Source organism: Bradyrhizobium sp. GW821-FHT13H06, assembly GCF_058803975.1.
The window spans coordinates 76,299-95,507 of the sequence record NZ_JBXAPN010000014.1 but is presented as its reverse complement, the minus strand read 5'-3'; the positions used below and the strand labels follow the sequence as shown (position 1 = coordinate 95,507).

General features: G+C 65.7%; 17 protein-coding genes. 8 read left to right on the top strand and 9 right to left on the bottom strand.

The genetic code is table 11. The annotated features are described in order from the left end of the window. Positions 1-69 precede the first annotated feature (69 nt). From AC1RQP_RS36445 to AC1RQP_RS36420, 6 genes are all read right to left on the bottom strand, one after another. Positions 70-306 (bottom strand): DUF6894 family protein, encoded by a 237-nt coding sequence (locus tag AC1RQP_RS36445; protein ID WP_239626350.1) that lies wholly within the window; start codon positions 304-306, stop codon positions 70-72. Beyond that, entirely contained in the window at positions 307-492 is a 186-nt protein-coding gene (locus AC1RQP_RS36440) for a hypothetical protein (RefSeq protein ID WP_492942183.1), read from the bottom strand. Positions 493-557: 65 nt separating this feature from the next. Beyond that, positions 558-902, bottom strand: coding sequence for a hypothetical protein (locus tag AC1RQP_RS36435; protein WP_239626353.1), 345 nt, complete (start codon positions 900-902; stop codon positions 558-560). Between the two features lie 118 nt (positions 903-1,020). Beyond that, complete coding sequence (locus AC1RQP_RS36430) at positions 1,021-3,606, bottom strand: EAL domain-containing protein (protein WP_492942181.1); 2,586 nt, start codon at positions 3,604-3,606, stop codon at positions 1,021-1,023. A 158-nt stretch (positions 3,607-3,764) separates the two neighbouring features. Beyond that, positions 3,765-5,063, bottom strand: a complete 1,299-nt coding sequence (locus tag AC1RQP_RS36425; protein ID WP_492942179.1) for an MFS transporter — start codon at positions 5,061-5,063, stop codon at positions 3,765-3,767. Between the two features lie 152 nt (positions 5,064-5,215). Continuing rightward, on the bottom strand, positions 5,216-7,609 hold the full coding sequence (locus AC1RQP_RS36420) for a bifunctional diguanylate cyclase/phosphodiesterase (protein ID WP_492942177.1): 2,394 nt from the start codon (positions 7,607-7,609) through the stop codon (positions 5,216-5,218). A gap of 326 nt (positions 7,610-7,935) precedes the next feature. Between AC1RQP_RS36420 and AC1RQP_RS36415 the strand changes: the two genes are divergently transcribed. Next, entirely contained in the window at positions 7,936-9,102 is a 1,167-nt protein-coding gene (locus AC1RQP_RS36415) for an ABC transporter substrate-binding protein (protein WP_492942175.1), read from the top strand. A 104-nt stretch (positions 9,103-9,206) separates the two neighbouring features. Then, a complete protein-coding gene (locus AC1RQP_RS36410; RefSeq protein ID WP_492942173.1) occupies positions 9,207-10,697 on the top strand; it encodes a caspase family protein in 1,491 nt (496 codons plus the stop codon). Between the two features lie 217 nt (positions 10,698-10,914). Here the strand turns inward: AC1RQP_RS36410 and AC1RQP_RS36405 are convergent, their stop codons facing one another. After that, positions 10,915-12,339, bottom strand: a complete 1,425-nt coding sequence (locus AC1RQP_RS36405; protein WP_492942171.1) for an FAD-binding oxidoreductase — start codon at positions 12,337-12,339, stop codon at positions 10,915-10,917. A gap of 83 nt (positions 12,340-12,422) precedes the next feature. Between AC1RQP_RS36405 and AC1RQP_RS36400 the strand changes: the two genes are divergently transcribed. Beyond that, positions 12,423-12,929, top strand: a complete 507-nt coding sequence (locus AC1RQP_RS36400; RefSeq protein ID WP_239626365.1) for a thioesterase family protein — start codon at positions 12,423-12,425, stop codon at positions 12,927-12,929. A gap of 194 nt (positions 12,930-13,123) precedes the next feature. Here the strand turns inward: AC1RQP_RS36400 and AC1RQP_RS36395 are convergent, their stop codons facing one another. Continuing rightward, on the bottom strand, positions 13,124-13,297 hold the full coding sequence (locus AC1RQP_RS36395; protein ID WP_492942169.1) for a DUF1328 domain-containing protein: 174 nt from the start codon (positions 13,295-13,297) through the stop codon (positions 13,124-13,126). Positions 13,298-13,534: 237 nt separating this feature from the next. On the opposite strand from AC1RQP_RS36395, the gene AC1RQP_RS36390 reads away from it, so the two are divergent. Beyond that, positions 13,535-16,120 (top strand): ATP-dependent helicase, encoded by a 2,586-nt coding sequence (locus AC1RQP_RS36390; RefSeq protein ID WP_492942167.1) that lies wholly within the window; start codon positions 13,535-13,537, stop codon positions 16,118-16,120. A gap of 28 nt (positions 16,121-16,148) precedes the next feature. Here AC1RQP_RS36390 and AC1RQP_RS36385 read toward each other — a convergent pair whose 3' ends face one another. After that, positions 16,149-16,976 (bottom strand): hypothetical protein, encoded by an 828-nt coding sequence (locus AC1RQP_RS36385; protein WP_492942165.1) that lies wholly within the window; start codon positions 16,974-16,976, stop codon positions 16,149-16,151. 77 nt (positions 16,977-17,053) lie between these two features. Between AC1RQP_RS36385 and AC1RQP_RS36380 the strand changes: the two genes are divergently transcribed. The 4 genes from AC1RQP_RS36380 to AC1RQP_RS36365 all read left to right on the top strand — a co-directional run bounded on the left by AC1RQP_RS36380 (position 17,054) and on the right by AC1RQP_RS36365 (position 19,204). Further along, on the top strand, positions 17,054-17,344 hold the full coding sequence (locus AC1RQP_RS36380; protein WP_239626371.1) for a type II toxin-antitoxin system HicB family antitoxin: 291 nt from the start codon (positions 17,054-17,056) through the stop codon (positions 17,342-17,344). An 88-nt stretch (positions 17,345-17,432) separates the two neighbouring features. After that, positions 17,433-17,849 (top strand): hypothetical protein, encoded by a 417-nt coding sequence (locus tag AC1RQP_RS36375; RefSeq protein WP_239626373.1) that lies wholly within the window; start codon positions 17,433-17,435, stop codon positions 17,847-17,849. Beyond that, positions 17,849-18,514, top strand: a complete 666-nt coding sequence (locus AC1RQP_RS36370) for an OmpA family protein (protein ID WP_239626375.1) — start codon at positions 17,849-17,851, stop codon at positions 18,512-18,514. Before AC1RQP_RS36375 ends, AC1RQP_RS36370 begins: the two co-directional genes overlap by 1 nt. 171 nt (positions 18,515-18,685) lie before the next feature. Then, entirely contained in the window at positions 18,686-19,204 is a 519-nt protein-coding gene (locus AC1RQP_RS36365; protein WP_239626377.1) for an Mpo1 family 2-hydroxy fatty acid dioxygenase, read from the top strand. The last annotated feature ends 5 nt before the right edge of the window (positions 19,205-19,209 follow it).

Here is a 19,209-nt window from a genome sequence, read left to right as displayed (position 1 = left end):
ATGCTCAAACGACGACCTAGAGCGCGATGACGATTCATCCAGCGCACACACGTGGGCGAGAGCGCGATCTCAATTGACCTGGCGAACTCTTTCGCCGATGAATGTCGCTCTCGAGACGGGGCCGCTCGCATCCCGAACAATGATGGCGAGGCCGTCGCTGCTGTCGAACGGTTCAAGCTGCTTGGCGATGTCGGCAAGAGACAGCGCCGCCTCGATCTCCGCGGCCCGCCGGCTGGCCAGATCCAGACCTTCTTCGTCCACGACGAGCGATTCACCGTCCCAGATGTCGAAGTAGAACAGCGACACTCAAGTCGTCCTCTCGGACTGGCTGCGTCGTTCAGCCTCCCTCGCCAACCGTTCAGCCTTCAGCCGTTCGCGATTTGCGTGGAAGGTCTGTTCCGCCTTCTCGTAATCGGTCGCGGGCTTCGTCACGGTCTGCTTGAAGAGACTGTTCGCCTCTTTCGTCGCATGCGATTGGGAATACCGTTTCATTGCTTGTCCTCCATATCGCCGGTGGTTCGAATTGCTTCGGTGTCGGCGACGTCTTGTCACCCAGCCTATTCTCGAATCGGCTTGCTGCATTTGGACCGATCAATTCGTACGCGATCGAACTCCTTGGGTCCATCGAGCAGATCCCGCTTGCGGATTGCCCTGTCCTCCGCCGTCGTCGTCGTGTCGCCCATGCGATCGATCGCATCGCCGGCCATCTTGCGCGCGCGCTGCTTCTGGCGATCCGGAGCGGCGTGCGACGCAAGCCCCAGTTCCACCAGGCGACCTATCGCTTCGGACAGGCTGGGCTCGTCGCTCTGACAAGCCATCCATGCCGTGATGGCCTTGAGCTGCGGTGGCGAAGGTCGAAAGCCTGCCGCTCGGGCAGTGGCGCCGGTTTCCCGTCGTTTCATTTGGGCTCATGCGGTTTGCAAGCAGGACAAGGCCTGGCGCCCCTTCAGGGAGACGTCGAAGACCAAGCCGCTGAGCCTTGATGCGTTCCTACCGGCCGGAAATATCGCTCGAAGGCAGCTACGCCGACCGCTTCACCGCAGCCGCGCCCGCCGGCGCAATATCAAGCCGCCCCAGCATCGCCCTCGCCTGCTCGGCGCAGTGGTCGATCAGCCAGCGCTCGAAGGCGACAGGAGGCAACGCGGGTGTGTAGAGGAACCCTTGGACGATGTCGCAGCCGAGCTCGGCCAGCGTCTTGCGCTGCCCCTCGGTCTCGACGCCCTCGGCAACCACGGTGATGCCGAGGCCCTGGCCGACGCGGACCACCGCGGTGGCGATCGCGAGCGCGCCCGCGTCTTTCTCGATGTCGCGCATGAAACTGCGGTCGATCTTCAATTCGCGGATCGGCAAATGCGCGAGCCGGCTGAGGCTGGAATATCCGGTGCCGAAATCGTCCACCGAGAGGCCGACGCCGAGCTCGCGGATCGCGTTCATCGTCTCCAGCGCTGCGACGCCGTCCTGCATGAACGCGCCTTCGGTAATCTCCAGCATCAGCGCGTCCGGCGGCAGATCGTATTCGGCCAGGATGTCCTTCAGCCGCGCCGCCAGCGCGACGTTGCGGAAATTGATCGGCGACAGGTTCACCGAGACGCAGGGAATGTTGAGCCCGGCGTGGCGCCAGCTCGCGATCTGCCGGCAGGCCTCGCGCACGGACCACAGGCCGATCTGCTCGATCAGGCCGCATTCCTCGGCGAGCGGGATGAACTTTGCCGGCGAGACGTCGCCGAGCACGGCATCGCGCCAGCGCGCCAGCGCTTCGACGCCATGGATCGCGCCGTCGCAGCTGCGGATCTGCGGCTGATAGCTGAGACTCAGCGCGCCCTCCGCGATCGCGCGGCGCAGCGCCGCGATCAGGGCCAACCGCTGCTCGGCGAGCACGTTCATCTCGGCGCTGAAGATGCGATGGGTCGAGCGTCCGGCCTGCTTGGCCATGTACATCGCGGCGTCCGCCTGCTGCATCAAGGTGTCGATATCGGTGGCGTGATCGGGGTAGAGGCTGATGCCGATGCTGGCGGACATCGGCATCAGCTTCGACCCGAGCCGGAGCGGTCGCGCCAGCGCTTCGGCGATATCGGCCGCGACGCGTTCGGCGCTCTCGACGTTGCGTTGCGGCAGCAGGATGACGAACTCGTCGCCGCCGAGCCGACCCAGCATGTCGCCGGGACCGATATGCTCGCGCAGGCGTTGCGCGAGCTGGACCAGGAGCTCGTCGCCGGCCGCGTGACCGAGCGTATCGTTGACGTCCTTGAAATGATCGACGTCGAGGAAGGCCAGCGCGACGTGGCTGCTGGTCGGGCAGGCATCGATGGCCGTGGTGATCAGGTGCCGCAACTGGGCTCGATTGGGCAGGCCCGTGAGGATGTCGTGATAGGCGAGCCGCGCGATCTCGGCGCGCGCCTCCTTGCGCTCGATCGCGAAGGCGCCGAGGTTGACGCAGGCCTCGACGATGCGCCGGTGCCAATTGCTCGGCGCGCGCGGCTCGCGATAGTAGAAGGCGAAGGTCGCGATGACGCGGCCGTCCTTGGCCTTGACCGGGGTCGACCAGCACGCACGCAGGCCGATCGCGAGCGGCATCGCCTTGTAGGGCTGCCAGCGCGGATCGGTGTCGAGGTCGGTCGCCAGAACCGGTGTACCGTAGAAGGCCGCGGTGCCGCAGGAGCCGACATTGGGGCCGATCGCGATGCCGTCCAGCGCGCGGGAATAGTCCTCTGGCAGGCTGGGACCGCCGAGCGGATGGATCAGGCCGGCGGCATCGACGTGAAGCAGCGAGCAGACCACGTCGGGCGCGATCTCCTCGACGCGGCGGCACAGCCGGTCGGCGATCTCGCCGATCGGCACCTCGTCGGCGAGCGCGCTCATGATGAGCTGCTGAAGCGAGCGAAGCTGCTTGGTCTCGGTGATATCCTCGAGCAGCGCGAAGATATGCTTGACCCGGCCCTTGCTGTCGCGGAACGTGTCGATCCGGGCGGAGACCCAGATCTCCTCGCCGTCCTTGTCGTAGACGAGCAGCTCGGCCTCGGCGCGATGTCCGCCGCGCATCAGACGCCTGACGAGCTTCGCGAGGGCCTTGCGGTCGGTGTGACGACCGGCAACGAGGCCGTCGGCGCTGCGACCTGCGGCCTCCTCGCTGGTATAGCCGAACAGCGCCGTGAACGCCGAATTGACGTAGACGATGTTCCGCCCGACGTCGGTGATGATCACCGCGCGGTTGGTCTGGTCGGCGACGGCGTGGAGAAGCCCGGTCCTGACGCGCCGCTCCGCATCAAGAGTGACGTCGCGTGCGAACACGATGCGATGGGTCGCGCAGCCAATCGTCGTTGACGACATCGACACCAGCGCCTTGATACGGCTGCCGTCGCGCCGCACGAGGCTGATCTCCTCGCGGAACTCCGGGGTCGCGCCGGCCTCGAGACATTTGAGGGTGAGAACTGCGGCGTTGCGGCCGAGCACCTCGGTGGCAGCAAGCTTCCAGATCCGCTCCGCGGCAGGGTTGAAGTGCGTGATGCGATGCGCGTCATCGACGATGACGACGCCGTCCTCGGCGCGTGCGAGTGCGGCGCGCAGCACGTCCGGCATTTCGGTCGCGGGACAATCGGAGGCAGACATCGTTGGAACCGGACGGCGTCGGGAAGAAGTGGTACTGAGCCGACGCTAGCGCTCCGATGGTGTCCAAGACGTTTTTGCGGGTCCGTGGCGTCACGCCAAGACGCGATATGCTTAACGCTCTCCGAAGAAGAAACGAGCAATGCGATGCTTGAGACAACCTACCGCGCAATACCGCCGGGGAGCTTGTGCAGCCGGCCGGCGACGGCCCGCACATTGCGCGGCGCGGCCCGCCAGATCGAGAGCGCCGACAATCCGCTCATGACGATCGCAATGGCAAACGCAAGCGTGTAGTCGCCGGCACGATCATAGAGGAAGCCCGTCACCCACGGTCCTGCCGCACCACCCGCCAGCGCCGCCAGCATGATCGTGCCGAAGATACTGCCCTGGTGCCTGCCCTGGAAAATCTCGAACACCACCGCCCCCATGATCGAGGTGAGACCGTAGCCGAGCGCGCCTTGCGTGAGGACCATCAGGTAAACCAGCCACAGCGACGGCTGGAACTTCAGCGCCATCAGCGCCGCAAAACAGATCGCAAAGCCCGCGCAGCTGATCGCCCACACCCATTCTCGCCCGATCCGGTCAGAGACATGGCCGAGCAGGATCTGGCCGGGAATTCCGAGCAGGCTGACGATGCCGAGTGCCCACACCGCAACACTGGCGCTGAAGCCGATGTCGAGCAGGAATTTGGTCTGATGCACCTGCACCGCGTACCAGATGTAAAGACCGCAGAAATAGCCGAGCGCGATCCACCAGAAACGCGCGGTCGCGACGGCTCGCTTGAGCGTCCAGTCGATCCCGACCCAGACGGGATCGACGATGTTGGAGACCGGTTGGGCTGCGCCCGGCGCCGGGGCGGCGTCGCCGTCCGGTTCAAGGCCGATGTCCTGCGGGCGCTTGTGCAGCAGCAGATTGACCGGCGCCAGCACCACCACGACGAGCAGGCCCATCGCCGTGCAGGCGGTGCGCCAGCCGGTCTGCTCGATCATGTGCTGCACCCATGGCAGCAGCGTCACCGAGCCGATGCCGACACCGGCGAAAGCGATGCCGATGGCGAAGCCGCGCTTGCGGATGAACCAGTTCGGCAGGAACAGCGACTGGCCGGAATAGCCGAGGCACACCGAGCCCGCACCGACCATGACGCCGATGGTGACATAGAGATGCCACGGCGCGCTGGTCAGCGGTGCCAGCAGCAGTCCGCCGCCCATCAGCACGACGCCGAGCTCCATCACCGCGCGCGGACCGGCGCGATCCATCAGGCGGCCGATCAGCGGGCTGACCACGCCCGACACCACGAAGCCGAAGGAGAAGGCGCCCGCCGTGACGCCGCGCTCCCAGCCGAACTCGGAGATGATGGGCGGAAAGAACAGCGAGAAGGCGGTACGCGCGTTGACGCCGATGGCCATGGTAACGAAGGTCACGGCGACCACCACCCAGCCGTAGAAGAACGGAAGCCGCATGTTGTGCTTGTTTCATCCCTAGACGTTCCTTCGGATCATCCGGGGATGCTCTGGTCAAGCGCTTTTTCGCGCATGCCCGCTGAGCGAGGACGGGGCTTCCACGGCGTCGGACCGGACTTCGTTCCGGCCATACACGCCTCGCCGAGGCGCGTTCAGGCGGCGTCGCGCCGCGAAGGTTTGGCCGGCTCGTCGAACTGGATCCCTTCGATCGGTTGCGGCCTGCCCAACAGATAGCCTTGCGCAAAATTGACGCCGAGCACCTTCAGCCGCTCGAACTCCTCGCAGGTCTCGACGCCCTCGGCCGTGACCGACATGTCCAGCCCGCGCGCCAGTGTTACGATCGCGGAGATGATGGCGGAGCTGCGCGGCTGATGCGTGAGGTTGCGGATGAACGACTTGTCGATCTTGATCTTGTCGAACGGGAACGCGGTCAGGTAGCTGAGCGACGAATAGCCGGTGCCGAAATCATCGAGCGCCAGCTCGATCCCGATGCTCTTCAGCCGCTCCATGAAGGCGTGGTTCTCGACCGCGCGCTCCAGCAGCACGGATTCCGTGATCTCGATCTCCAGCCTCTGCGGCGGCAGGCCGGAATCGGCGAGCGCCGCGCAGATCATGTCGAACAGCTCGGCCTCCTTGAACTGGATCGGCGACAAATTGACGGCGACCATGAGATCGGAGGGCCAGCCGGCGGCGTCCGCGCAGGCGCGCCGCAGCACGAATTCGCCGAGCGGCACGATCAGCCCGGTCTCCTCCGCAAGCGAGATGAACTGGTCCGGCGGGATCAGTCCGCGCGTCGGATGCCGCCAACGCACCAGCGCCTCGAAGCCGCGCCGTACGCCGCTGAGGGCGTCGACGAACGGCTGGTAGTGCACCTCCAGCTGGCACTGTGCGATGGCGTCGCGCAGATCTCCTTCCAGCGTGTTGCGGGCCTCCAGCTCGGCCGACATCGCCTCGTCGTAGATGGTGAAGCAGTTGCGGCCCGCTGATTTCGAACGATAAAGCGCGAGATCCGCTTTCTTCAGGAGCTGCTCCTGATCGCTGCCGTGGTCCGGCGAGATCGCGATGCCGATGCTGGTGCCGATCTCGACGCGGTGTCCCGGCAGCAGGAACGGTTCGCTCACGAGCTTGGCGATCTGCGCCGCCAGCTCGGTCGAGCAGGCGCGCTGATCCTCGCAGGCTTCCTGGATGATGGCGAATTCGTCGCCGCCGAGCCGCGCCAGCACGTCGTTCGCGCGCATCGCGGATTTCAACCGCTGCGCCACCTGGCGCAGCAGCGCATCGCCGGCTGCGTGACCGAGGGAGTCGTTGACGTTCTTGAAGCGGTCGAGGTCGAGCATCAGGATCGCGAAGGGCAGACCCGTCACGCCGGATTGCCCGTTCATCTCGTCGAGCCGGGTGAGGAAGAAGGCGCGGTTCGGCAGTCCGGTGAGTATGTCGGTCTGGGCAAGCTCGAGCACCCGCCGGTTCGCCTGCGACAGCCGCCGCGAATTGCGGCTCGCGAGCATCAGATAGGTCGACAGCGACATCGTCAGCAGCATGCCGACGATCAGCACCGCGACCGCGCGATCGTAAGTCGTCGCCAGCGGACCGCCGGCGGTTGGAACCGCCCGCACCTGCCAGTCGGTATCGCCGATCTTGAGACTGCCCGACCAGTGCACGGCCTGCGCGATGTCCCGCATCGAACGCGGCGCGGTGGCGGCCGACGAGTAGTCCGGCAGCGTTTCCTCTTCGTTGGCGACCTGCGCCGCGAAGGGCGGGTAGACGTTCATGCTGACCGCCGGGCTTGCTCCGGTGGTCACGCGAATGGACTGGATCAGCAGCGGCAGGTCGAAGATGCCGACCACGAAACCGGCGAGATTGCGGCGCCGGTCCGCGATCTCCTCGCGCGACGTGCCCTTGGCGTAGACGGGAATGGCGACGAGAACGTCGGGCACACCGCTGCCCCCCTGCTTCGGCTCGAAGAGGCGCGTGCGAATGGCTGCGACGCGATCGTTGTCGCGCGCGCGCTCCAGCAGCGCCCGGCGCTCCGGAACGGTCGCGTAGTCCATGCCATAGACCGACGAGGTCTTCGGCTGAGTCGAGTAGAACACCGGAAAATATTCGTCGCCCTGCGTCGCGGTGACGAATCTCTCACCCTGCAGCGACTTGATCCGATAGCCGGACACGCCGTCGGCGATCGCCGCGGCCTCGTATTCGGCGCGCTCCTTGCTGTTGACGCGCGGCAACCAGGCAAGGCGCAGCATGCCGGGATGTCGCTCGAACAGGCGGGCGCTGAAGGTCTCGAATTCGCTGCGAGTGACTTCGTCGCTGGTCGATTCGAACAGCGTGCGCAGTGCGAGGAGCCGCGAGATGTACTCGTTCATGCCGTTCTGCATGACGATCGACTGGGTCTCGGCCGCGTTCTCGAACTCGCCCCGGTTGACGCGATCTTCCCACCGCGCCACGGCGGCAGCGCCCACGATCGAGAACAGCAGGCCGATGCCGATCGCCACGAGCGCAGGGCGGTAGAGCCCGAGCAGCGGCGCGGCACGCCACCATCCGCTCATACGCCTCCGATCCTGATCGTTCTGATCGCGATCGCCCATCTTGATCTGCAAGTCCCCATCGGTACGGCGGCACGAACTTCTGGTTGAGCCGCCGGCGCGACTATCGGACCAGGATCGGGGTTAAGAACTGCCCAATTTCGCAAACCGCACCGCCGCGCATCGCGCGGCTTAGTTAACGATTGCCCCGAAAGTTCCGGCAGAGTGGCAGTAACTTGCCGATTTTACCCGGAGTCTTACGGACCGTCGACGCGGCACAAATTAGCGTCCTGTTCAGCCCGCAGGATTTATCGTCTCCGCAACGCGTCCTGTATCCGGCAAGCATTCTCATGTCACGATCGCCATTCGCGAGCTACGTCGGCTTGACCATCGCATTGTTGGCCGCAGCGACGCTTTCCGCCAAGGGCGACGAAATCGGCGTCGGCGAGGACGCGATCCTGTTCGGTCAGGCGGCAGCGCTCGAGGGCCCCTCCTCCGCGCTCGGACAGCGCATGCGGCAAGGTATCGTCGCGGCGTTCACCGAGATCAACGCCAAGGGCGGCGTCCACGGCCGCAAGCTCCAGCTCATCAGCCGCGATGACGGCTACGATCCCGATCGTTCGGTGACGCAGACGCTGCGCCTGATCGAGGACGACAAGGTGTTCGCGCTGATCGGCGCGGTCGGCACGCCGACCGCCATCGCGACAATTCCGATCACCAGCACCAGGAACATTCCCTTCATCGGCCCCTTCACCGGCGCCGAATTTCTCCGCGACCTCGAGCTTCCCAACGTCGTCAACATCCGCGCGAGCTACGGCGCGGAGGCCGAGGCCTGGGTCAAGCACCTCACCGAGGATCGCCGCTTCACCCGCATCGGCATCTTCTACCAGGACGATTCCTTCGGCCGCGACGGCCTCCTCGGCGTCAAGCGGGCGCTTGCGAGGCGCGGCCTCGAACTCGCCGCCGAAGGCACTTTCGAGCGCAACACCCGCGCGGTCGCCGCGGCCTTGCGGATGATCAAGCGCGCCGAGCCCGAAGCCGTCATCATGGTCGGGACCTACGGCCCCTGCGCGGAATTCATCAAGCTCGCGCGCCGCAGCGGCTTCGCTCCGACCTTCGTCAACGTCTCCTTCGTCGGCGCCAACGCGCTCGCCGGGGAGCTTGGCCCGGACGGCGAAGGCGTCATCGTCTCGCAGGTCGTGCCTTTTCCCTGGGACCGCTCGCTCAAGCTCGTCGCCGACTACCAGAGGGCGCAGCAGGCGTTCGATCCGACGCTGACACCGGACTTCGTGTCGCTCGAAGGCTATATCTCCGGTCGCCTCGCGGCCGCGGCGCTGGAAAAGGCCGGACCGCAGCCGACGCGCGCGAGCCTGTTGCGCACCATCAACGATATCGGCCGTTTCGACATCAGCGGCAACATCGTCACCGTCGGCCCGCGCATGATCGACGCGCCGCCGAAGGTATTCCTGACGGTGATCCAGAAGGACGGGACGTTCAGGGCTGTCGATCGATTGTAGCCGTGGAAGATCGGCCCGCTCCGTGATCCAGCGCACAGACGGTCTCATGGCGCAGACATAGAAAAAGTGACATCATCGCGCGTATTGCCGATGGAGGTGACACCATGCGCCGTCCGACCTTTTCCAATCTTCTGCTTGCATCCGGGCTTCTTGCGCTCACGCAATTGATGACGCCGACCGGCGCCGCCGCCGAAACGCGGCTTGCGCTGGTGATCGGCCAATCCGCCTATCGCGCCGTGCCGGAGCTGCCCAACGCCGCCAACGATGCCAAAGGCATGACGGAGCTGCTCGGCAATGCCGGCTTCACCGTCACCACCGCGGCCAACCTGTCGCAGAACGAGATGCGCGCGGCGATCTCGGATTTTGCCGGCAAGGTCGGTGCCAGCGGCGCCGATACCGTCGCACTGGTGTTCTATGCCGGCCACGGCCTGCAGATCGACGGCGAGAATTATCTGGTGCCGGTTGATCTCGACCCCAAGCGCGAGGCCGACATTCCGCTCCAGGGCGTGCGGCTGAACGACCTGCTCAACACGCTCGGCGCGCTGCCGACGCGGGCGCGCATCTTCATGCTCGATGCCTGCCGCAACAATCCGTTCCCCGCGCTCAGCGGCGCCGGCCACGGACTTGCGATCGTCGACACCAAGGCCGGCGCGCCCGGCTCCTTCATCTCTTATTCGACCTCGCCCGGCGCCGAAGCCGAGGACGGCAACGGCATCGACAGCCCCTACACCGCGGCTGCGCTGACCATCGCCAGGCAGCCCAATCTGCCGATCGAGGAGGTGTTCAAGCGCATCCGTGTCGCCGTGGCGCAATCGACCGACGGCCGGCAGATCCCCTGGGAAAGCTCGTCGCTGACCACGGACTTCAGGTTCTTCGGCGAGAGCAGCGTCCAGGCGTCCGCCCTTCCAGGCGCAGCTTCAATGGCGCTTGCGAGTGCCACGCGCAGCCTCGAGGACTGGCGCAAGGAATTGCAGGGCAAGCCGGCCCCGGTCGCCTATGAACTCGTGATCACCGAGGACACGGTGCCCGCTTATCAGGCCTATATCGAACTCTACGCACAGGACGCCCGCACGCCGCGCCTGCGCACCGTGCTCGAGCGGCGGCGGCAGATGCTGGCCTGGGAGCGCGCGACCGCGATCAATACACGCGCCTCGTTCGAGGCTTATCTGGCGAACTGGGACAACAGCGATTTGGCTGCCACCGCGCGCAGGCTGCTGCTGCGCGTGCAGAACCGCAACTATGGCCAGCCCGTTGCCGCCGCGGCGACGCCCGCCCCGGTCGCCGTTGCGATGGCGCCGACCTGCCCGTGCTCGACTCCGACGCCGCCGGCAACGCCGGTCAACCCGTCGACCGCGCCCGTCATCAAGAAGCGCGTCGACGAGACCCCGCCGAGGCGCAAGGTGGTCGAGACGCCGCCCAAGCGGCGACCGCCGTCTGACCAGGTGATCTACGAGCGCGCGCCGCCGCCGGATCGCGGCCCGCCGCCCGAGGCTGTCATGCAAGGCATCGGCGTCGGTGTTGGTATCGGCCTCGGCATGGGAATGGGCAGCCGCGGTGGAGACCATTATCGCGGCGGCGACTACCGCAGGTACTGAACCGGTCCAGAACAAGCATGACATCCGCGCTCGCGCCAAACGCGCGAGCCGGATCTACCGCGACAGGGCCGGACAGTCCCGCTGCACGGTCTCGCGAGACCGGCCTGACCGGATCGCACGCGACAATATCTGCGCGGTCTCGACGACGTCAGCCTCCATGCAGAGGTCGACGATGCGATGCGCCGCATCGTCTCCCCGATGCCTTGCTGCGAAGGCCTCAAGCCTCCGGCACGATCTTGCCGGGGTTGAAGATGTTGAGCGGATCGAGCGCCTTCTTCAGCGCCCGCATCGCATCGAGCGCCTCGGGGCCGAGCTCGGCCTTGAGATATTTCTGCTTGCCCTGGCCGATGCCGTGCTCGCCGGTGCAGGTGCCGTCCATCGCCTGCGCGCGCTCGACCAGGCGATGCATGAATTCTTCGCCGCGCGCCATCTCGTCCACGTCGTTGACGTCGCAGACCAGCGAGCAATGGAAATTGCCGTCGCCGACATGGCCGACGATCGGCGACAGCAGGTTGAGCCGCTTGAGATCTTCCTCAGTTTCGCTGACGCAATCGGCAAGCCGCGAGATCGGCACGCAGACGTCGGTCGCGACCACGCCGATGCTGTCGCCGGGCCGCAGCGCCTTCACGGACCAATAGGCATCGTGCCGCGCCTGCCACAGCTTGGTGCGATCCTCGGGCTTGGTGGTCCAGGAGAAATCGCCGCCGCCGCACTCCCTTGCGATCTCGCCGAACGCCTTGGACTGCTCGCCGACCTCGATCTCGCTGCCGTGGAATTCCATCAAGAGCAGCGGCGTCTCCGGCAGCGTCAGCTTCGAATAGGCATTGCAGGCCTTCACCTGCGCGGCATTGAGCAACTCGATGCGCGCGACGGGAATGCCGGTCTGGATCGCCAGGATCACGGCCTGACAGGCCCCGTGCACGGTCTCGAACGAGACCGCGCCCGCCGCGATCGTCTCGGGGATGCCGCGCAGGCGAATGGTCAATTCCGAGATGATGCCGAGCGTGCCCTCGGCGCCGACGAACAGATGCGTGAGGTCGTAGCCCGCGGACGACTTCTTGGCGCGCGTGCCCGTGGTGATGATCTCGCCGTCGCCGCGCACGACCTTCAGCGCCAGCACGCTGTCGCGCATGGTGCCGTAGCGCACCGCATTGGTGCCGGAGGCGCGGGTCGAGGCCATGCCGCCGAGCGAAGCATCCGCGCCGGGATCGATCGGGAAGAACAGGCCCTGGTCGCGCAGATGCTCGTTCAGCGCCTTGCGGGTGACGCCGGGCTGGATCACGCAGTCGAGATCCTCGGCATGCACCGCCAGCACCTTGTTCATGTCGCGCAGGTCGATCGAGATGCCGCCCGCGGGCGCGTTGACCTGGCCCTCGAGCGAGGTGCCGGTGCCGAAGGCAATGACCGGCACGCGGTTTTTGGCGCAGATCCGCACCACGTCCTGGATGTCGGCGGTCTCCTGCGCCATCACCACGCCGTCCGGCGGCTGGTTGGGGATCCATGTGGTGGTATGGCCGTGCTGCTCGCGCACGGCCTGCGAGGTGATGAGGCGGTTGCCGAAGCGTGCGGCAAGCTGCTCCAGCGTGCTCGCGAGGGCTTTCGGCTCCGGCCGCGGCGGATTATTGGTGATGGTCGTACCCACGGAATTCCTCCCGAAAGAAGAACCGTGGCAAAGGACATAAAACCGGTCAAGTCAAGCGACCGGACGCATAGCTGGAAGGAAACATGCCGGAGACCACCGCCTCAGCGCCCAAAGCCGAGCCGTTCCGCGCCTCGATCATGCAGATCGAGCCGCAATGGATCGACTATAACGGCCATCTCAACATGGCCTATTACAACGTGATGTTCGACCGCGCGATCGACCAGCTCTGGAGCGAGCTCGGCATCGGGCCGACCTACATGAAGGAGCGAGGCGGCTCGACCTTCACGGCCGAATGCCACGTCCGGTACCTGCGCGAGATCCACCTCGGCGATCCCGTGCAGATCTTCGTCTGGCTGCTGGAGGCCGACGACAAGCGGCTGCACACGTTCGAGGAGATGCGGCACGCGACCGAGGGCTGGCTGTCGGCGACCTCGGAGAACATGTCGCTGCACATGGACATGAATGCACGGCGCGTCGCGCCGTTTCCGCCCGATATAAGCGAGCGCATCGCTGCGGTCACCAAGGCCCACAGCGCGGTGCCGCGGCCCGAGGGCATCGGCCGGAGCGTGGCGATGCCCGCGAAGCGGTAGTTTCAAAGCGCTGCCGCAGCGTTATGGCCGCGGTCTGAGCGCGCGCCTCGTCCTTCGAGACCACCGCTTCGCGGTCTCCTCAGGATGAGGCTAAGCGGCATTTGCGCTCTTCGAGACTGCTGCCGCACACTCTGCCCTCATCCTGAGGGCCCGCCGAAGGCGGGCGTCTCGAAGGATGCGCCGCGAGGATCGCGCTATATCCTGTTGCGGCCGCGCGCCAGGCTGACCACGGCCGAGACCAGGAACAGGACCACCGCGATGAAGAAGATGATCTTGGCGATCTCGATCGAGGCGCCGGCGATGCCGCCGAAGCCCAGGACGCCGGCGATCAGTGCAATAACCAGAAACGTCACAACCCAGCCTAGCATGGTCAAACCCTCGTCTTGATGTTTGTCTGCGTCGACGCGGCTGGCCGCGCCACTTGCCCAGACAATCTCGACGCGGGAACGATGGTTCCGGCCCATGCGGGGGCGAAATTCGCGGCCGGCGCTGGAACAAATCGGCCTGCCGCGCACGTGGAAAACCTGTCCCCGGCGCCCCATATAGGCACCAATCCCTGTTAAGAAGGCTCCCTTCCGTCACCCCGCGGTGCCATCGTGGGGCCAATGATTCGCATGACCGAGCCGAGCAAGATCACGTCCCAGAATGTCCCCGACCACCAGCCCGCAGCCGGCGGCATCGCCGCGCGTGCGCGCGCCTCGGTGGGCCCGAAATACCTCTCCGGGCTCAATCCCGAGCAGCGTGAGGCCGTGGAGACGCTGGACGGCCCGGTTCTCGTGCTGGCCGGCGCCGGCACCGGCAAGACGCGCGTCTTGACCACGCGCATCGCCCACATCCTGAGCCAGGGCCGCGCCCGCCCCGCCGAGATCCTGTCGGTGACCTTCACCAACAAGGCCGCGCGCGAGATGAAGCATCGGCTCGGCCAGATGCTCGGCCATGCCGTCGAGGGCATGCCGTGGCTCGGCACCTTCCACTCCATCGGCGGCCGCATCCTGCGTTTCCATGCCGAGCTGGCGCAGCTCAAGTCGAATTTCACCGTGCTCGACGTCGACGACCAGGTCCGGCTGCTCAAGCAGCTGCTGCAGGCCGAGAACATCGACGACAAGCGCTGGCCGGCACGCATGCTGGCCGGCCTGATCGACGGCTGGAAAAACCGCGGCCTGATGCCGTCGCAGGTGCCCTCGGGCGAGGCCGCCGTCTTCGCCAATGGCAAGGGCGGCAAGCTCTATGCGAGCTACCAGGAACGGCTGAAGATCCTGAACGCGGCCGATTTCGGCGATCTCCTGCTGGAGAACATCCGGATCTTCCGCGAGCACCCGGACATCCTGCGGCAGTACCAGCAGCGCTTCAAATACATCCTGGTCGACGAATACCAGGACACCAACGTCGCGCAATATCTGTGGCTGCGGCTGTTGTCGCAGGCGCCGGCAAAGCCCGCCCCCACTGTCATTCCGGCGCGGCTCGAAGAGCCGAACCCGGAATCTGGAAATGAGTCCTCAGCTCGAGATTCCGGGTCTGCGCCTGCGGCGAATCCCGGAATGACGGCATCTGCAGCAGGCCCCACCAAGAACATCTGCTGCGTCGGCGACGACGACCAGTCGATCTATGGCTGGCGCGGCGCAGAGGTCGACAACATCCTGCGCTTCGACCATGATTTCCCGGGCGCCAAGGTCATCCGCCTCGAGCGCAACTACCGCTCGACCGGCCACATCCTCGCCGCCGCCTCGCATCTGATCGCGCACAATGAAGGCCGGCTCGGCAAGACCCTGCGCACCGAGGATCAGGACGGCGAGAAGGTCACGGTGACGGGCTCCTGGGATTCGGAAGAGGAAGCCCGCGGCATCGGCGAGGAGATCGAGCAGCTCCAGCGCCAGGGCGAGAAGCTCAACGAGATCGCGATCCTGGTGCGCGCCTCCTACCAGATGCGCGAATTCGAAGACCGCTTCGTCACCCTCGGCCTGCCCTACCGCGTCATCGGCGGCCCGCGCTTCTACGAGCGCGCCGAAATCCGCGACGCGCTGGCATACTTGCGCGTCATCAATTCGCCGGCCGACGACCTCGCCTTCGAGCGCATCGTCAATACGCCGAAGCGCGGCCTCGGCGATGCCACCGTGCAGATGCTGCACGACCATGCCCGCAAGCGCCGCATTCCCCTGTTCGAGGCCGCGCGCGCGGTGGTCGAGACCGACGAGCTGAAGCCGAAGGCGCGCGGAAGCTTGCGCGACCTCGTCGCCCAGTTCGACCGCTGGCGCGCCCAGCGCGAGGTCACCGCACATACCGACCTCGCCCAGATCGTGCTCGACGAGAGCGGCTACACCGAGATGTGGCAGAAGGACCGCTCGGCAGACGCCGCGGGCCGGCTGGAGAACCTGAAAGAACTCGTGCGCTCGATGGAGGAGTTCGAGAACCTGCAGGGGTTCCTGGAGCACATCTCCCTGGTGATGGACCGCGAAGGCGGCGCCGAGGACGACGCGGTGTCGCTGATGACGCTGCATTCGGCCAAGGGTCTCGAATTCGACAACGTATTCCTGCCGGGCTGGGAGGAAGGCCTGTTCCCGAGCCAGCGCACGCTGGACGAACAGGGCCGCGCCGGTCTCGAGGAGGAGCGCAGGCTCGGCCATGTCGGCCTCACCCGCGCCCGCCGCCGCGCAAAGATCTATTTTGCGACCAACCGGCGGATCCACGGCACCTGGTCGACCACGATCCCGTCGCGCTTCCTGGACGAATTGCCGGCGGCCAATGTCGAGATCACGGAATCCAAGGGCGGCTCGGCCTGGGGCGGCACCGGCGGCTACGGCGCCTCGCGCTTCGACGACATGGAGGCGTTCGGCTCCAGCTATTCGACGCCGGGCTGGCAGCGGGCGCAGGCCAATCGCAACCGAGGCGGTCAAGGTGGCCGCAGCGGCGGCGGCCGGGGCGGCTTCGAGGAGGAGGCCACCACGTTCTCCTCCGCCTCGTCCTCACCCGATTTCGGCAGCTTCTCCTCGCGCCGCCGCGGGCCTCTGACCATCGAGGGCGAACTGGTCGCCAAGTCGACCGGCACCACCTCGGAATTCTCGCTGTCCGACCGCGTCTTCCACCAGAAGTTCGGCTACGGCCGCGTCACCAAGATCGACGGCAACAAGCTCACCATCGCCTTCGACAAGGCCGGCGAGAAGAAGGTCGTGGACAGTTTCGTGCAAAGGGCGTGAGGCGGACGTCGCGCACGAGGCCATCCGCTCAGCCGTTCAAAATGTTCGCCCCCTGGTCGTATATCTGCTGATCGACATGCCCGGCCCCGGAGGCAATCTGGAGCCTCCAGCCCAACTGCACGCCAAGATTCCTGGCGAGCTCCGTACAACGCTCGAAATGCCAAAGGCCGCGCGCGAGCCGATGTGGTCCTTGTGCCATCGCGCCATCCCAGCGCGGCAGATCGGGCGCGTCCGGGTCGTTGTCCGCGTCGCCCAGCAAGATGACGAGGCGGCGTTCCAGATACCTGCGCAGATGACTTGCGTTAAGGCCAATCCCTCCCATGCCATCTGGATAGTCCACGCTGAGGTTCGGCAGCATGTAGCATCCACAGTTGGCGGCAACGGCAAGGTCAACGGAAGCGCCCTCGTTCAATGCAAGATAACGCAGGACAAATTGCGCACCCGCGGAGTTGCCGAACAGGCCGAAGCTGTCCCGGCTCGACCCGATCGCATGCCGAACATGATGGAACAGCCGGTCGATACTCTCGAAATTCCAATGACCTCGCGGCAGGGCCGTATTGTCTGGCGGCGGCCGTCGCACGCCCCCGAAATTGTATGCGTGGACGCCCGGGAATTGATCCAAATCGAACTCCGGCACCAGCACGATCTGCCCGTTGCGTTCGGCCTGAGGCGCGAGCAGATCGCGAAACGCCGCTGCGGCACGATCAACGCCGTGCATGGCAATGACGATGCGCGTGTGCCGGTTGCTCGATCGGGGGCAGAACGAAAAGACCCGCATCGAACGTGGCAATGGGGCCGCGCCATCGTCTCGAAACAGGAACGAGCCGGCACCTTCAGCCAGAGTCAATTCGCTCAATTGCTTGCCTCCTCGGACGAGGTATTCATAATTGACGCAAACCAAGCGGCACAACCTTCATGGTCACCGGTCCTGCCATGCCCCACTACATCGCCATCATCGAGGACGCAGGCCCGGACGAGGCCGTCGGCTTGTGGTTTCCCGACCTGCCCGGCTGCATCTCCGGCGGTGACGACGTCGACGAGGCCCTGGAGAATGCGCCGGAGGCCCTCGCGCTCTACGCACAGGAACTGATCGCGGACGGCCGGCAGCTTCCCCCGCCACGGACGCTGGCCGAGCTCGAGGCCGATCCGGAGGTCGCCGACGAGCTGGGGAAACACATGGTCGCCGAGATCGAATTTCCCGCCCGCACCGATGCCGCCGAGTGAGGACTGTTCGCCGCACTGGCCGGACTCTCGACGGTTCTCCCCCCAACAGGCCTTGACCATCGCGAACTTCCCCGTATCAGATAAACCCATGTTCCGGGGCTCCATCACATTGATCGTGCTTGCATTGGGGATGCCGTCGCTTGCGGCGGCGGAGACCATGAGCTTTGGCGATTCGATCGGAAAGCTGGCGGCGAGCTGCGGCGCGGAAATCGTCGCCAATTGCCGCGGCGTCAATCCGGATTCGAACCGGCTGAAGGAGTGCCTGTCGCGCAACCGCGACGTGCTGTCCCCACAATGCGCGAGCGACTATTTCGGCGTGTTCGACGCCATCCAGAAGCGCGTCGCCGCGCGCGTCACGGTGGCGAACGCGTGCCAGCGCGAGATCGTCAAGGTCTGCGGCGGCTCGACCAAGGAGACCAGCAAATCGGTCCCCTGCCTGGTCTCGACGCCCAAGGGCATCAGCAACAGCTGCCTGAAGGCCGTCGACGACGCGGGGTACCGCTGATGCGCGCGAAGGGGCTCTTCACTGCCGGAACGATCGTTGCGCTGGGGCTCGCCTTGCTCGCGGGCACTGCCGGCGCGCAAACGGCAGCGCCGACCCGCGACGACATCGTCGGCAAGCTGAATCATTTCGAAGAGGCCGCCGAGGTCGATCTGCCCGCGCTGAAGCAGCAGGTGATGGAGCGCGCCAAGACCAGGATCAAGAACGATCCGGGACCCGTGAACCGGCCGCTGATCGCGCCTGACCTCGCCAAGCTGCCGGCCTTCAATGCGCAGATCCAGTTCGACGCTGACACGCCGATCATCCAGCCGGCGTCCTACCAGACCGTCGGCCGGATCGCCGATGCGCTGGTACATGCCTCGCTGCTGCCCTACACGTTCCTGATCGTCGGCCACGTCGAATCCAATTCGAAGACGCGCGAGGCCAATGCGATCCTGAGCCAGCGGCGGGCAGACGCGATCCGCGACGTGCTGGTGAACACGTTCAAGATCTCGACCAAGCGGCTGCATCCGATCGGCCTCGGCGAGGAGCAATTTCTCGACCGGGCGAAGCCGACCTCGGCCGTCAACGGGCAGCTGCAGATCCTGACCTATGCCAAGCTGCCGGAGGAGCCGCGTCCGGCTGCGGCCCCTGCGCCTGCGGCGAAAAAACCCGCCAAGAAGCGCTGAGCGAACGCGGTTCCGCGGCGAGCGGAACCCTTTGAGGCGCTGGCGTTTTGCAGCCTGTCCCGGGGCGCATCAGCACGGCTTGGCGCGACAAAAGCGCCGGTTTGTGCACCGCCGGGTCCAGTGCTATAGCCTCTGTTCGCCCTTCCTGACCCCGTGCAGCATGAGACCGAAATGGGTGGCTTTTTTCAGCGCCAACTTGCCGTTTACGTTGAGTACCATCGCGATCCCCGGAACACGGCGATGCATGTGGTCGGCATTTTGTTGCTGTTCACCGGCGCCGTGCTGCCGCTGACGCTGGTCAAGCTTCCGCTGCTCGGTTTCAACGTCAGCCTGGCGGTGGTCCTCGCCTTGCCGGTATTGATCTATTGGCTGCTGCTCGACATGGCGCTCGGGCTCGGCATTCTGGCCGTCTCCGTCGTCCTATTTTCGGTTGCGACAACGACCGCAGCGCAAGTCAGCACTACGGCCATGTGGGCAATTTTCGCCACGCTGGTGGTGCTCGGCTTCGCCGCGCAGACCATCGGCCACAAGGTTTTCGAGGGCCGCGAGGCCTCGTTGTTCACTTTTCCTTCGCATCTTTTGCTTGGACCGATGTTCGTGATGGCAAAATTGTTCATTGCCTTGGGCTTCCGTCGCGACCTTGCCGCGATTCTGGCGCCTCTTCCGACCAATTCCCTTTCGACCCGATAACTCCA

Bases quoted from the DNA above. Each gene is read 5' to 3' on its own strand.
- AC1RQP_RS36440 (WP_492942183.1), bottom strand. From the start codon at position 492: ATGAAACGGTATTCCCAATCGCATGCGACGAAAGAGGCGAACAGTCTC.
- AC1RQP_RS36435 (WP_239626353.1), bottom strand. From the start codon at position 902: ATGAAACGACGGGAAACCGGCGCCACTGCCCGAGCGGCAGGCTTTCGA.
- AC1RQP_RS36430 (WP_492942181.1), bottom strand. From the start codon at position 3,606: ATGTCTGCCTCCGATTGTCCCGCGACCGAAATGCCGGACGTGCTGCGC.
- AC1RQP_RS36425 (WP_492942179.1), bottom strand. From the start codon at position 5,063: ATGCGGCTTCCGTTCTTCTACGGCTGGGTGGTGGTCGCCGTGACCTTC.
- AC1RQP_RS36420 (WP_492942177.1), bottom strand. From the start codon at position 7,609: ATGAGCGGATGGTGGCGTGCCGCGCCGCTGCTCGGGCTCTACCGCCCT.
- AC1RQP_RS36415 (WP_492942175.1), top strand. From the start codon at position 7,936: ATGTCACGATCGCCATTCGCGAGCTACGTCGGCTTGACCATCGCATTG.
- AC1RQP_RS36410 (WP_492942173.1), top strand. From the start codon at position 9,207: ATGCGCCGTCCGACCTTTTCCAATCTTCTGCTTGCATCCGGGCTTCTT.
- AC1RQP_RS36400 (WP_239626365.1), top strand. From the start codon at position 12,423: ATGCCGGAGACCACCGCCTCAGCGCCCAAAGCCGAGCCGTTCCGCGCC.
- AC1RQP_RS36395 (WP_492942169.1), bottom strand. From the start codon at position 13,297: ATGCTAGGCTGGGTTGTGACGTTTCTGGTTATTGCACTGATCGCCGGC.
- AC1RQP_RS36390 (WP_492942167.1), top strand. From the start codon at position 13,535: ATGATTCGCATGACCGAGCCGAGCAAGATCACGTCCCAGAATGTCCCC.
- AC1RQP_RS36380 (WP_239626371.1), top strand. From the start codon at position 17,054: ATGCCCCACTACATCGCCATCATCGAGGACGCAGGCCCGGACGAGGCC.
- AC1RQP_RS36375 (WP_239626373.1), top strand. From the start codon at position 17,433: ATGTTCCGGGGCTCCATCACATTGATCGTGCTTGCATTGGGGATGCCG.
- AC1RQP_RS36370 (WP_239626375.1), top strand. From the start codon at position 17,849: ATGCGCGCGAAGGGGCTCTTCACTGCCGGAACGATCGTTGCGCTGGGG.
- AC1RQP_RS36365 (WP_239626377.1), top strand. From the start codon at position 18,686: ATGGGTGGCTTTTTTCAGCGCCAACTTGCCGTTTACGTTGAGTACCAT.